Below are 14,013 nucleotides of genomic sequence, written 5' to 3'. Positions count from 1 at the left end.
TAATTGTTGTTGGAAAAAGGCACCAAATAATCAATAAAGACAACTAAATAGTCAAACAATATTGACAAAATTTTCTTTTGAAGGTATTTTAAGTATGGTGACCAAAATATGAAGAGATTAACAGGAAAGATAACATCAAGTATATTTAAAGAATTGGACTTTAATTCTGTTGAGCAGGATAAAATTAATTATGCAATGGAGGTGGTCTTAACAGACTTAAGCAAAGCAGCTATATTACTGATTTTCTTTGCTTTTTTCGGGTTAGTTATTGATTTTTTATTTGTTTTAGCATACTCAGTTCCACTTCGATTTAATGTAGGCGGCTTTCACATGAACAAGTACTACAGCTGTTTGCTATTTACTTTAATGTACTGCAGTCTAACGATAATGCTTCAGAGGATGGTTTTAACTGATAATGGGTTGTTGTTTAGTGTGGCTGCTGTTTGCTGTTTTTTAATTTATTTCATATCTCCTGTTATACCGGCTAAAAAATTAAATGCTGTTCTGGTGAGAAAGTTAAAAATGAGAGGAGTAACTTTATCTTTATTATACCTGCTAATTTTTCCGCTATCAAACAGCTCCTATGTGCGATATGGTTTATGGGTTATTATCTTACAGGCTTTATTAATATTAATTGCCAAAGGAGTGAAAGAAAATGAAAAGCGAAAAAACAAAAACTATGCTGCAGGTAGTGTGTAGGTTATTGTTATTGACTGCCCCCCTAATCCTATCGGGCACGGCATGCCTTGGATTCTGGGGAGAGCCGGAGATTCCTGAGTCACTCAAGTAAATGCTGCCGATGACTTTTTTTCCGTGGTCAACTTTTTGTCTTTACGAGATTTAATTTATTGGTCAACCTATTGGTGTTGAATAGTAAATATTAGTTCCATCTTCATGGTATCATAATAGACGGTTATGGTACCATTTCTTTTTTTTAATAATTTCTGAATTTTAGAAAGTCCAATACCATGCTTAGAAGCATTATCTTTCGATGTGTAGTGGCGCTCAAACATATTCTTAATCTCCTCTGATGAAACAAAAGGGTGCTTGTTGCGGGATTGAAATATATTCATTTCGTTGTTGGAATCAATGATTATTACTATCTCTTTGATTGTTTCCTTTTCAGCCGCTTCCAAAGCATTATCTATCAATATACCGTACATTTCAACCAGTTCATAATCTTTATAGCTTGTTTTAATAAAACAGTTTTTTATTTTGAATTTTATTTCTATTCCTTTTTTTATAGCCAGGTTATACTTGCTGTATAAAAAAGCTACAAGAATTTTATTGTTTAGTGTTATTAATTTAGACCAAATATTTTCTTTCAAAAGGTCGTCCATATAATCTCGATAAGCTTTATTCTTTTCTATTTGGAGCAATTTCATCACTTGTATGTGATTGTGGTAATCATGTTGTTTAATTCTAATTTCCTCAATAAGCTGGTCGATAACCGGCAAGTAAGTTTCATAAATTTTCATCTGTTCTTCTCTGGATTGATTCTGCAGACCGTTTTTTAGAATAAGCCAGTTAATAATTAGTGTGACCGAAACAAGAATTAAAAAGCCCAGTGTTGTTTCTAAAAAGCCGCTTAAATTTGTATGCCACATCATTATAACCACATAATAAATAGTAAAGATGTTGATGATTATGGCCTGAAAGATAATATTACCATCAGTTATAAACAGGTAAATACTTTTAATTGGCGTAAAGACAACTACAGCTATAACTGCTAATGTTGTAACTATTTGAGATATTAAACCATATACAAAATGAAAGGTAAAATTTTCTATCAACAAGCTTAGAAAAACAATAGATGAAAGTTGAAGGCTATAAATAATTATTAGGGAAAAGATGTATATTAAAAGTATGTTTTTCAGCGGCAATTTGGTTAACAGCCTGATAAGTAAAAAGGTCATTAAAATGTTTAAGGTTATTAATAACGGTTCTGACGAAACAAGGTATCCTAAAGAACCGGTAATCACAGTACCCAGGAAAATAAATGCCAAAGAATTTTTGATAGAGTTGTTTTGTTCCGGTAATTGAAAAGATAAAATAATAAGTAATAGCATTAAAATATCAAAAAAAGACAAAATGAAAGATTCAAATATGCTCATTTAAATATTCACCTAACCTTTTTAAATAACTTCGGCCAATGGGTATATGCTTGTTTGCTGCTTTTAATTTAATTTGCTGGTTTTTCAATGAAATAGACTCAATATAGTTTTTATTAACAATAATTGATTGATGTACCTGCATAAATTGATTGGACAGGTTTTTTTTAAAGGTTTTTAATGGAATATGGATATATTTAATGTTTTGGTATAGGGTATAAATTACGATTTTTCTTTCTAAATATTCTATATATATTATTTCAGCTTCATCTATGAGTTGGGTATGATCCTTAAAAGTTAATGATAATTTTGGCTTGTCTACTTTAAAATCGTGAGAACAATAGTCAATTAAAATTTTTTTAAAAACTTCCTCCAGTTTTTTCTGTCCAAAGGGCTTGATAATAAAATCATAACAGTGAACATTTTTAAAAGCTTCCAATTCTTTGGTTACCATAGCGGTGATAAATACTATGGGGGTGAAATAATATCTTCTGATTTGTCTTAACTGTTTCGCTAATTCAATTCCGTTATAATCAATGAGCTTGATATCAATGAAAAAAGCTGATATTTGTTTTTTTTTGGCAATAGTTAATGCTTCTTCTGCAGAGCCGGTACTGATTATATCTATTTCTGGGTTAATCTTTTTTGCCCTGGATATTAAATGGGCTCTTGTAGTGTCTTCATCTTCTACAATCATTACTATATGCATTTAAACTAACCTCTTTTTTTAAGTTTTTTAAAAAAAGATATTATTAGTTAAATTATCTTATTGATTATCATTGTACCATTAATTCACATTTTACTCAATTTAACTTTTATCGAAATTATTGAGTTTGAAAGAAAAACATAACATTTATAAAACGTGTCGAAACATGCACCTTCCATCATCTTTATTCATATACATATAAAGGTGACTTTATTTTTGGAGGTGGATGAATGCTTCCTGTGATAGGTGCATTAAGTCTTGCCATTCGGGAGTTTATATTTTTAGTCTCCTATATTACTAATAATTCTTTCCCTAAACCCTTGTCTAAAGAGGATGAAAAGAAGTATCTTCAACTTATGGAAAAAGGGGATGAGTATGCCCGGCGTAAACTGATAGAACATAATTTGAGGTTAGTTGCCCACATTATTAAAAAGTTTGACTGTAAGGAAGAGAACGAAGACTTAATATCTATAGGGACCATTGGTTTAATAAAGGCCATTAATACTTTTAATCAGGGGAAGGGAACCCGGTTGGCTACTTATGCAGCCCGGTGTATCGAAAACGAAATATTGATGCATTTGAGGAGCACAAAAAAGAATAAAACCGAAGTTTCCCTTCAGGAGCCCATTGGGATAGATAAGGAGGGAAACGAAATCACGCTGCTTGATATTTTAGGTTCCGATTCAGACGTGGTTTTGGAAACCGTGGAATTTAAAATCGCCCAAAAGAAGCTTTATGAGATCATTAAGACTTTAAAAGCCCGAGAACAACAAGTATTAAAAATGAGATTTGGGCTGCCCACGGGAGAAAGAAAAACCCAAAAGGAGATTGCTAAAAAATTGGGAATTTCCCGTTCCTATGTATCCAGGATTGAAAAGAAAGTGATCCGAAAACTCTCTAAAGAGTTTGAAGCGGAGGAGTGTCCAAAATGCGGCATATAAAAGGGTTATTAAATGTGATATACTGAATATACTAGTACTGGTACTGGTAATAATACATTGATTTTGAGGTGGCCTATATGCTGCGTTTGTTATGTCCTGATATTTACCTGGACTCCATTTATGAACTGGATCTGAACAAGTTAAAAATAAAGGGAATTAAAGGTATTATCACTGATTTAGATAATACCCTAATCCCCTGGGGTGAGAGCACCGTAATGCCTGAGCTTGAGGAGTGGTTTCGTTATTTAAAGGAAAATGATTTTAAAGTCTGTATAGTTTCTAACAATTCTTTGGGAAGGGTAAAGGTTTTTGCAGACACCTTAGATATTCCGGCGATTCCCAAAGCTGTGAAGCCCAGGAGAGGGGCCTTTCGCCTGGCTCTGAGCAAAATGGGGATTACCCTTGATGAGGCTGCCGTGCTGGGAGATCAGATTTTTACTGATGTACTGGGTGGTAACCGCCTGGGATTGTTTACGGTTTTAGTAATTCCTGTCAGTGAACGGGAGTTTATCGGAACCCAGGTGGTCAGAAAAGTGGAGCGTTATATCTTAAAACGACTAAAGTGTAAGGGTATGCTTCGTTATTAACAGAATATATTTAACTTGTAAATAGCTGCTTAAATATTTACTCCTTGAAATATTTCAAGGAGTATTCTTTGTGTTTAAATTTTAATTATTAAGTATATATGGTATATTTGTCATATGGAGGTGGAAAAGATGGTGAGTGGTAAAACCAGTATATTTGGATTGATTGGGGATCCTATCCAGCATTCCCTTTCACCGAAGATGCATAACACTGCTTTTCAACATCTTAAGTTGGACAGTATTTATGTGGCGTTCAGGGTAAAAGCTGAGGATTTATCAGATGCGGTTCGAGGGTTGAGAGCTTTGAACGTAAAAGGTTTTAATGTTACGGCACCTCATAAGGAATCAGTAATTCCTCTGTTGGATCAACTGTCTGAAGAATCGGCAGTTATAGGTGCCGTAAATACGGTCAAAAATGAAGATGGCATTTTAACCGGATACAATACGGACGGAGGGGGTTTTACCCGATTTATAAAAGAGCAGCTGAAGGTGAGGCTTCAAGGAAAAAAAGTTGTAATGGTCGGCCTGGGGGGAGCTGCAAAGTCTATTGCTTATTATTTGTGTAAAGAAAACATAAAAAGTCTGATTATTTCTAATCGTAACCAAGATAAAGCCCAAAAATACTCAGAGCTTTTGAAAAAGAAATTTAATATAGCTGTTACAGGTATCCCTCTAGAGGGCCAGATTTTAAACGCTTTCATGAAAAAGTGTGACCTGTTAATTTACGGTCTTCCCATGGACGTGGTTTCCGGAGGAGAATTGATTATTGACCCCGATGTATTTCCATCAAATATGTTGTTGTTTGATTTGAGATATCATCCCAAAGAGACTCAAGTGATGAAATTAGCCAGGGAAAAGGGCCTTTCAAGTTATAACGGAGAAGGTATGTTATTGTACCAAGGGGTTCAGGCATTTCAGGTATTTACAGGTTTAGACCCTTCGGAAAAATTAATGAAAGCTTCCTTGGAAACATAGCTAGACATCCTCTCATGTTTTGCTAAACATGTTTATGACTGCAGGAATTTAACTATTTTTGTAGAAATAAGCATAAGCTTTCCCTCCAATGGATTTCTTTGACATAAATTCCGGTTTAGTCTTTAGAAATGGAAAAATGAAAATCTTAAGTTGGGAAGCTTTAAACTCTATTATTATAAGTAAAGCATAAATTTTCACAGCGATTATAAGGAGGCAAAAGTATTTGGAAGATTACAAATTACTTAAATTGATTAAGATGGCAGTAAATGAAGAAGCATCAGACCTTCATTTAACTGTAAATTTCCCACCCAGTTTAAGATTAGATGGAAAATTAGTGACTACTTCACTACCGCCCCTTCGTCCCCAGGAAACAGAAAGTATCGCCAGGGAAATAATCCCTCCCAGTCATCTGGATAACTTTATTAAATACGGCGAGTGTGATTTCTCATATAGTCTTCACGGCCTTGGAAGGTTCAGGGTGAATGTTTTTAGACAAAGAGGAACGGTAGCCCTGGTTATGAGAATTATAAAGCCGGGAATTCCACAACTAGAGAACCTGGGCCTTCCAGACGCAGTTAAAGATTTTACTCGTAAAAATAAGGGGTTGGTGCTGCTTTCAGGTCCCTCAGGAAGCGGTAAATCTACAACTACCGCTGCCTTACTGAACTTGATTAACGAGACCCGTACCGGACATATTTTAACCTTAGAGGATCCCATTGAATTTTTATTTATTCATAAAAAATGTATTGTAAATCAGAGAGAAATGGGTCAGGACAGCGAGTCCTATAACCGGGCACTAAAGGAATCTATCAGACAGGATCCAGATATAGTGTTTGTGGGAGAAGTTCGGGATGCCGAAACTGTTGATGTAATAATTTCGGCTGCAGAGGCAGGACGGCTGGTTTTCGCTTCCCTGCACACGTTAGATGCTATTACTACCATTGAAAGGTTTATAGATATTTTCCCCTATAACCTACAGCATCAAGTAAGATTTAGATTAGCCGGGGTATTGGAAGGAATTATATCTCAGCGGCTGCTTCTTCGGAAGAATGAAAAAGGTAGGGTTGCTGCAGCGGAAGTGCTGAGCGTAACACCGAAGGTGCGAAAATATATAAGAGAAGGTTGTATTGACAAAATTTATGAGGAAATAGCCGCAGGTGGACCAGGAATGCAGACAATGGATAGTCATATAAAAGCTCTTTATGAAAATGGCATTATCTCCAAAGAGGACATGCTGGCCAATGTGTTAGAGGAAGAATAATTTTACTGATTTTATTAACACAGCAAAAATATAAAAAAAATTTTAATTTCTAAAAGTTAAAAAAAGGTGAGAGGGTATACCCTCTCACCTTTTTTTTGTAAAGAGCTATTTTTTTCAAAAATTTTAAAAAGGAAAGTGTTTAGAGAAGTAGGTATTTCTAGAAGTGCAAATATAAAGAATTTAATACAAATTATGTATAAAATATCATAAAAAAAGAGGAAAAATATAGAAGAGGAGAGAATGCTAACCAAATATGGATGTTAAATAAGCTTATATTATAAAAAATAATGAAAAATCAATAAGAGAGTATTAAGATTATTGGGTGTGATGTTATGCACAAGAAGGAATTTTTTTCAATTAAAAATAATTCCAATCCCAATTTGGAAGAATCTGTTTTCACTTATATGAAGGAAAAAAACCAAGTCAATCTTTCAAGGGTGATGGAAGAGGGTAAAAGACTGGTGTATTATTTTGCCGGTCATTATTGTGTGAGTGTTTCCAGGGAGGATCTTATTCAGGCAGGCTATGAAGGTCTTCTTAAAGCTGTAAAACGGTTTAATCCTGAAATGGGAGTTTCTTTTTCTACTTATGCCTGTCATTATATCAAAGGAGAAATAAGGCATTATATTAGAAAAGAATCCTTATTTTACCGTCCAGGATTTATTGTTGAGTCTTTCAAACTTCCTGTAGAAGATAAATTATTGCTATCAGAGGCTTTTGGCAGTCTCAGTAGAATTCAAAAAGAAATTATATATCTCCTTTTTTTTGAGGAGTATACCCAAAAGCAGGTGGGGGAAAAATTGGGCATCAATCAGCGGAAAGTGTCAAGAATTCTCCATAAAGGGTTAAAACAATTGTGGATTTCCCTGACCGAATGAAAAAAGTGTTAATGAAAATAATAGAAAATTCTGTTTATAAGTGTCTAAATTTGCTTATTGCTGGTATAACTTAGTATGAGGAAAAGATATAAAGATTAGTAATTATTTTTAAAAAGAACAATAATCTGGAATTACAATTTTTCATAAGGTCTATTAATATCAATAATTTTTGAGGGAGGGTTAAAAAATGTTTAAAATAATCAACAGAGCAAGGGGTGAAAAAGGTTTCACGTTGGTGGAGTTGATGGTGGTTGTGGTTATTATTGGAGTTTTAGTCGCTATTGCCATACCGGTTTATTCTGCGGTGACTGAAAAAGCAGAAAAGGGAGCTTGTGAAGCTAATATAAGGATGTTAGATGGAGCAATTCAACAGTATTATATGTTTCATGATAACTGGCCAGTGGATATGGGTAGTATAAACGACTATTTCTCAGATCCCCCAACTTGCCCCAGCGGTGGAGATTATTCAATTAGTGGTGCTGAAACAAGCTCCCATCATGTTGTGTGTAGTCACAATCATTAATGTCTTGAGAAAAAAATTAACAATAATTTATCTTAAAAAGGGATAGTTGAGTGGGGACAATTTGAAAATTTGTTACAGAAAGGTTAATCATAACTAATATCGATAATACATAATACAACATGTAATAATAAAATGAGAAAAATGAGTTGATATCAATGGTGTTGTACAATAAAAAAAAGCTGGGAAATGTGCTTTTGGAAGCCGGGGTAGTTACTCAAGAACAGCTGGAATATGCTTTATCATTACAGAAAATTTCCCGAGATAAATTAGGAAAAATTCTTATTCAGTGTGGTTTCTTGTCTGAGCATGAGTTTATGGAGCTGATGGAAAAGCAGTTGGATATCCCTTACGTGAACCTCAATGAAATTGAGGTTATTCCGGAGGTTGCCACCTCGATACCCTTTGACCTGGCCCGGCGTCATCAAGTAATTCCTATTAAAAAAGAGGGGTCCCGGTTAATTTTGGCAATGGTGGACCCTCTAAATGTAGTTGCCCTGGACAGTGTTACCATGGTAACTGGTTTGGAAGTTCAGGCGGTGATTGCCGGGGAATCTGACATTTCCAACTTAATTGACCAGTTTTATGGGTTAAAGGAATCTATAGAAAAAGCTGTGGACCGGGAAAAGGTTTACAAGCATTTAAAAAAGGATGAGATGATCCTTAAAGAACGGGGAAAAGAAGAAGAGCCCATAATACGGGTGGTTGATTCGTTTATTAACAGGGCTCTTAAAGAGGGGGCCAGTGACATACATATTGAGCCCCAGGATGATGGTATGATTATCAGGCTTCGTGTGGATGGTTTACTTCACAATTTAATATCACCCCCTAAAATTTTACAGCATCAACTGATTTCCCGCATAAAAATCATGGCCAATTTAGATATTTCAGAAAAAAGGCTTCCCCAGGATGGCAGATTACTTTTTCAAAAGGGAGATAAAGTTCTGAACATAAGGGTATCCAGCCTTCCTACCATTTTTGGAGAAAAGCTGGTACTGAGGCTTCTAGATAGGGATAAAATTATTATTCCCTTGGACATGCTTGGATTCAGTGCAAAAAACTATTCCCTTTTTAAGAGATTTATTACATCTGCCAGGGGAATGATTTTGGTGACTGGCCCCACGGGATGCGGCAAAAGCACTACGCTGTATTCTACGTTAAACCAATTGAATGTCAAGGAGAAGAATATCATAACCGTAGAAGAACCTGTTGAATATAACATTAAGGGTATAAACCAGGTACAGGTTAATGGGAAAATAGGCCTTACCTTTGCCCGGGCTCTAAGGACTATACTGCGACAGGACCCAAACATTATTATGGTGGGGGAAATTCGTGACCTGGAAACTGCTCAGATTGCCACACGAGCAGCCTTAACCGGTCACCTGGTATTTTCTACCCTGCATACTAATGATGCTGTGGGTGCAGTAGTTCGCCTTTTGGATATGGGGGTAGAGGGCTTTTTAATTACTTCTTCTCTGGTGGGAGTGATAGCTCAGAGGCTGATTCGAAAGCTGTGTCCGTATTGTCAGATAGAATATAGGCCTTCCCTGGAAGAATGGGAACTTTTCTATAGTTTCTATGGAGAAACAGGAGAAGTAAAATTTTTTGAAGGTAGGGGCTGCCGCCGATGCAATCAAACGGGTTACCGGGGAAGAACTGGCATTCATGAGATAATGCCTTTTACAGAAGAGGTTAAAAGATTAGTGCTGGATAATCCTTCTTCTGAGGCAATAAGGCAATGGTTCCAGTCCAGTGGTTACGTCACGCTGCAGGAAGATGGACTGAAAAGGGCAGTTGAGGGTGTTACCAGTTTAAAAGAGATTGTAAAGGTTGCCTTTGGTCAGTTTTAATTATATTAATTAAAAAGGGAGAGGAAATGTGCCTTCTTTTCGCTATAGGGGTAAAGATGAAGAAGGGAAAAATATAGTTGGGAGAATCCAAGCCGGTTCCAGACAGCAGGCTTTGTCTGAGCTGTGGGGACAAGGTTACGTGGTGCTCAGCTTTGATGAATGCAGGGCATGGGCAGGTAATTCTGAGTTGTTGAAGGTTTTATATGGAAAAAAAGTTTCAGCCCGGGATTTGATGTTTTTCTGTCGTAAAATGAGTGCACTGCTTTCTGCAGGGTTTCCCATGGCAAAGGCACTAGAGACTTTGAGACAGAGCGGTGACAGCTATATATTGGATAATACTTTGGAGTTGGTTCAAAGGGATATTGAAGGAGGCAGTTATCTTTTTCGGGCTATGGCAGAACATCCCGGGGTGTTTCCTCCGGTAATGGTTCATATGGTGGAAGCGGGAGAGGCTGGTGGTTTTTTAGAAAAGGTTTTTATAAGATTGGCGGAGCATTTTGAAAAAGAATATGATTTGTGGGAAAAGGTACGATCCGCTACAGCATATCCTTGTGTTATTTTGGTAGTTGCCATTTTTGTAGTGAGTTTTCTGCTCATAAAAGTTCTTCCCACCTTTACAAATATTTTTGAGAATATGAATGTGGATTTACCGTTATTAACCCGTGCAGTCACTGGTATCGGAGTTTTTTTGGCCAGGTATTGGCTTTATATTATAGTATGTAGTTTGCTTGCGGGTATTATATTACGTTTCTTTGTAAGAAAGAATATGAGATATTTTGATTTGATGAAAATTCAACTACCTGTTTTGGGTCCGGTCTATCAAAAGGTCTTATTGGCCCGTTTTACCAGGAATATGGAAATGCTTTTGGAGAGCGGAGTGGGGATTATCACCTCCCTTGAACTGTTAAAAAATATCGTAAATAACGCTTGTTATGAGGATATGCTGCTGCAGTCTCAGGAGGAGATAAGGCAGGGGCAGAGTTTGGCGGCAGTATTAGAGGAAAGTGGACTATTCCCTGTAATGGTGGTCAAAATGATTAGTGTGGGAGAGGAAAGTAGTTCTTTGGATTTTATGTTAGGCAAAACGGCAGAAATTTTAGAATCTGATATTAAATATGCCCTAGAACGATTGAATAGTCTTATCGAGCCGTTGATAATCGTTTTAATGGCTTTCCTGGTAGGAATTATCGTATTGTCGGTATTGATTCCTATGTTTCAGGTTTTTCAGCATATTGGTTGAAGTTGGTAGGGGAAATAAAAGATGAGAGAGATAATTTCTTTTATCCGGGTTTTTAATTATTAGCAGAGGAGATTTATCAACTGTGGCTGTTTCTGCTGCTTTATTTGGTTTGATGATAGGTTCCTTTTTAAACGTATGCATATTTCGCTTACCCATACGTGAGTCAATAATTATTAATTCATCCCACTGTGCTCACTGTGATAGAGTTTTGGCCCCTGAGGATCTGGTGCCGGTATTAAGCTATTTTTTTCTAAAAGGGAAATGCCGTTATTGTAAAAATTATATCGGTTCCCGCTATCCTTTAGTAGAACTGCTGACGGCAATAGTTTTTTATATTACAGTTTTCAAAATTGGTTATGACTTATTTTTGGTAAAGTACTTGTTTTTATTTTCCCTTTTAATTGTTGTTTTTTTTATCGATTTGGATCATCAAATTATTCCTAACCGATTGGTAATGATATTGTTGTTATGGGGCTTGGGCTGGCAGGTTATAATTCCGGAAATTCTATGGTTACACGCACTATTTGGGTCTTTGCTGGGGGGCGGTTTTTTATTTATTTTAGCTATCGTGTATAACGGTGGCATGGGAGGCGGAGATATTAAGATGATGTTTGCCGCTGGTTTTTTTATGGGCCCACAGTTAACTGGTTTTGCTCTATATTTAGGGTTTTTGTGTGGAGCTGCTGTAGGCTTGATGCTATTATTGTTAAAAATTAAAAAGAGAAAAGACCCTATTCCCTTTGGACCCTTTTTGGCTTTTGGCATTTTTGTTTCAATTTTATGGGGTAACGATATTATCAATACATACTTAAGTTTTATGGGTTTATTATGATAGAAGAGTAGGTGATGCTTTTGAATATAGCCGGTAAATTTTCTTGTTTGGGTATTGATATAGGGGTAGATATGATTAAAGTTGTTCAGCTAAAGAAAAGGAAAGGTAATATTATATTAAGTCGGTATGATTGTGTAAAAACTCCGGGAGGAGCAGTCGGAGATGGAAAAGTGATAGACACCAGAAAAATTTCTATCTGTTTGAAGGGTATCAAGAAAAAGTATTTTCCAGTGAAAAAAGCCGTTATATCTCTTGGAAGCGAAAATGTCATGTTTAGTTTGTTGGCCCTTCCTCCCATGGGGAAAGGTGAACTCTTAAAGTGCATGAAATTTGAGGCTGAAAAACATATTTCCCTTCCTATAAAACAAGTGGTCTATGATTATTGTCTTCTACGATATTTACCTGAAGGACATCTGGAAATCTTGTTGGCAGCAGCGCCAAAGGAGGTGGTCAATGGATACATGGAAGCCCTTCAGGGGGCAGGGCTGTATCCAACTGCTTTGGAAGTAGAGCCTTTAGCAATGCTTCGTCTGTTTAATTACCTTATTGGGAGAAAAGCAGCTCAAAATAATAGAGAGGGTAAATACTGTCTTTTACTGGATTTGGGGGTAGAGACTTCTAAAGTTATTTTAGTAAAAGGAAGATATTATAAGTTTTTCCGCTGCTTACCGTTAGGTAAAAAGGTTTTAGAAGGGCATGGGAAAGTAAATACTGCAGCAGGTGAGCTGGTTAAGGTGCTGCAGCAGACAATCGGGTATTTTGTCTACCGAACTTCTCTGGAAGATTTAAAAATTGAAAAGCTCTATTTAACAGGCGGATTGTCGGAAATAGCTGGATTGCAAAATTATCTGGTAGATAATTTAAAGATTCAAACAGAACCACTGGAACTCCTGGGTTTTTTGCATCATGATTATCCTGGAAGTTCTTTTTATAAAATTAGAGAGGATAAAAAGTTAATGTATACTGCTGCAGGATTGGCTTTAAGGGGGTGGAGCCATGGGTGATATTGATCTGAGGCCCAGAGAATTTATCTTTAAAAATGAATTTTACTTTCCTCGGGTGATGATGGTTACTTTATTTGTTATATTTGTTTTTATCCTGATCGCTGCCGGGTTGTTTTTAGAACTTTTTATCCAAGAGGAAATATTGAAATCAAAGGAACTGAAGGAAGAATATCAAAGACTTAAACAGCAGATGATGCAGGAGCAGGAAGTCCAGGATTCGATACAGACAATGCAGGAAAGGATAGATCAATTGGAGATGCATATAGATATTGGAAAAGGCTGGTATCCTTATCTATATCTAATCTTAAATACTTGCGGTAATAATATTATAATACAGGATTTTCAAATGGATAAAGAAGGGAATGTAAATTTTACTGCTGGTTCAGAAAATTTAAAGGAATTGGTGCGATTTCTTTCGGAACTTAAGAAAAGTCAAATGATTTATACATATGCCTATGAACAAGTGGAGATGGAAGGCTCCTATGGGTTTTATTTCCAAGGAAAATTTATATGGATGGGATTTGATGAAAGTGTGGGATAAAAAAGAAAAGCTGGTAACTGTATTAAACCTAAAAATTTACTTGACTGTATTTATAATTATACTGCCTGTTTTCGCCTGGTTGTTCTATTATTATCCCTCATACAAAAGTTTGAAAAACGTAAAAGTAGAAAACCAACGGCTGAAGGAGGATATAATTCAATATAAGCAGTATCTGAATACTGTTAAGGGGAAAGAGAAACTGGTAGATTTGGAGGAGTCTTTCAACGAACTGGAGTACCTTACCTTTTGTGGCAGTCAGCTGGAGGAAGTATTTACAATGATGGAGGAAGCATTATTATTTTTAAATTTTAAACACCAGGAGATAGAACTTGGGGGTGTTGTGTTCCCCCAAGAGTCTAGTTACGGTTTCATGATACTGGATATAACTTTTGAAGGTACCCAAGAGGATTTATTGAGTTATATCAATAATATTGAAGCAAATTTTCCGGGATTGATGGTAGAAAAACTTAGTTTTCAAAAAGGAACCCCAATGTTATATTGTAACCTCAGGGTGAAGGGGACGCTGCGTTTTTAATATCACTGGCTTTGGTGTCTGGATTTTTTAGGATC

General features: G+C 36.1%; 16 protein-coding genes. 14 read left to right on the top strand and 2 right to left on the bottom strand.

All coding sequences use genetic code 11. From position 1 onward, the window contains the following. Nucleotides 1-108: 108 nt before the first annotated feature. Both HUE98_RS10990 and HUE98_RS18120 read left to right on the top strand, forming a co-directional pair. Nucleotides 109-699, top strand: coding sequence for an accessory gene regulator B family protein (locus HUE98_RS10990; RefSeq protein WP_241420695.1), 591 nt, complete (start codon nt 109-111; stop codon nt 697-699). After that, on the top strand, nt 656-790 hold the full coding sequence (locus HUE98_RS18120; protein ID WP_407080260.1) for a cyclic lactone autoinducer peptide: 135 nt from the start codon (nt 656-658) through the stop codon (nt 788-790). The genes HUE98_RS10990 and HUE98_RS18120 overlap by 44 nt, the downstream gene beginning before the upstream one ends. A gap of 67 nt (nt 791-857) precedes the next feature. Here HUE98_RS18120 and HUE98_RS10985 read toward each other — a convergent pair whose 3' ends face one another. Beyond that, the gene (locus HUE98_RS10985) at nt 858-2,114 is read right to left on the bottom strand and encodes a sensor histidine kinase (protein WP_241420694.1); all 1,257 of its coding nucleotides are present in this window, start codon (nt 2,112-2,114) and stop codon (nt 858-860) included. Further along, entirely contained in the window at nt 2,101-2,808 is a 708-nt protein-coding gene (locus HUE98_RS10980) for a LytR/AlgR family response regulator transcription factor (protein WP_241420693.1), read from the bottom strand. Before HUE98_RS10980 ends, HUE98_RS10985 begins: the two co-directional genes overlap by 14 nt. 239 nt (nt 2,809-3,047) lie before the next feature. On the opposite strand from HUE98_RS10980, the gene sigK reads away from it, so the two are divergent. The 12 genes from sigK to HUE98_RS10920 all read left to right on the top strand — a co-directional run bounded on the left by sigK (nt 3,048) and on the right by HUE98_RS10920 (nt 13,978). Continuing rightward, complete coding sequence (gene sigK, locus HUE98_RS10975) at nt 3,048-3,758, top strand: RNA polymerase sporulation sigma factor SigK (protein WP_241420692.1); 711 nt, start codon at nt 3,048-3,050, stop codon at nt 3,756-3,758. A gap of 77 nt (nt 3,759-3,835) precedes the next feature. After that, entirely contained in the window at nt 3,836-4,345 is a 510-nt protein-coding gene (locus tag HUE98_RS10970) for a YqeG family HAD IIIA-type phosphatase (RefSeq protein WP_241420691.1), read from the top strand. Between the two features lie 129 nt (nt 4,346-4,474). Continuing rightward, nucleotides 4,475-5,317, top strand: coding sequence for a shikimate dehydrogenase (aroE, locus tag HUE98_RS10965; RefSeq protein WP_241420690.1), 843 nt, complete (start codon nt 4,475-4,477; stop codon nt 5,315-5,317). A gap of 223 nt (nt 5,318-5,540) precedes the next feature. Further along, a complete protein-coding gene (locus HUE98_RS10960; RefSeq protein ID WP_241420689.1) occupies nt 5,541-6,578 on the top strand; it encodes a type IV pilus twitching motility protein PilT in 1,038 nt (345 codons plus the stop codon). 332 nt (nt 6,579-6,910) lie between these two features. Then, nucleotides 6,911-7,456 carry a sigma-70 family RNA polymerase sigma factor gene (locus HUE98_RS10955; RefSeq protein ID WP_241420688.1) on the top strand — a complete coding sequence of 182 codons (546 nt, stop codon included), beginning with the start codon at nt 6,911-6,913 and terminating at the stop codon, nt 7,454-7,456. A gap of 187 nt (nt 7,457-7,643) precedes the next feature. Continuing rightward, a complete protein-coding gene (locus tag HUE98_RS17665) occupies nt 7,644-7,979 on the top strand; it encodes a competence type IV pilus major pilin ComGC (protein WP_277623667.1) in 336 nt (111 codons plus the stop codon). A gap of 155 nt (nt 7,980-8,134) precedes the next feature. After that, nucleotides 8,135-9,826, top strand: a complete 1,692-nt coding sequence (locus tag HUE98_RS10945) for a GspE/PulE family protein (protein ID WP_241420687.1) — start codon at nt 8,135-8,137, stop codon at nt 9,824-9,826. Nucleotides 9,827-9,854: 28 nt separating this feature from the next. Beyond that, entirely contained in the window at nt 9,855-11,066 is a 1,212-nt protein-coding gene (locus HUE98_RS10940) for a type II secretion system F family protein (RefSeq protein WP_241420686.1), read from the top strand. An 82-nt stretch (nt 11,067-11,148) separates the two neighbouring features. After that, nucleotides 11,149-11,898, top strand: coding sequence for a prepilin peptidase (locus HUE98_RS10935; RefSeq protein WP_241420685.1), 750 nt, complete (start codon nt 11,149-11,151; stop codon nt 11,896-11,898). 14 nt (nt 11,899-11,912) lie between these two features. Beyond that, nucleotides 11,913-12,902, top strand: a complete 990-nt coding sequence (gene pilM, locus HUE98_RS10930; RefSeq protein WP_241420684.1) for a type IV pilus biogenesis protein PilM — start codon at nt 11,913-11,915, stop codon at nt 12,900-12,902. Then, a complete protein-coding gene (locus HUE98_RS10925) occupies nt 12,895-13,443 on the top strand; it encodes a hypothetical protein (protein ID WP_241420683.1) in 549 nt (182 codons plus the stop codon). The genes pilM and HUE98_RS10925 overlap by 8 nt, the downstream gene beginning before the upstream one ends. Beyond that, nucleotides 13,427-13,978, top strand: a complete 552-nt coding sequence (locus tag HUE98_RS10920) for a hypothetical protein (protein WP_241420682.1) — start codon at nt 13,427-13,429, stop codon at nt 13,976-13,978. Before HUE98_RS10925 ends, HUE98_RS10920 begins: the two co-directional genes overlap by 17 nt. Nucleotides 13,979-14,013 lie beyond the last annotated feature (35 nt).

The organism is Candidatus Contubernalis alkalaceticus, from assembly GCF_022558445.1.
In the GTDB taxonomy this organism is placed as follows: Bacteria; Bacillota; Dethiobacteria; order SKNC01; family SKNC01; genus Contubernalis; species Contubernalis alkaliaceticus.
The sequence above is the reverse complement of the archived record's forward strand: the minus strand, read 5'-3'. Positions and strand labels throughout refer to the sequence as shown.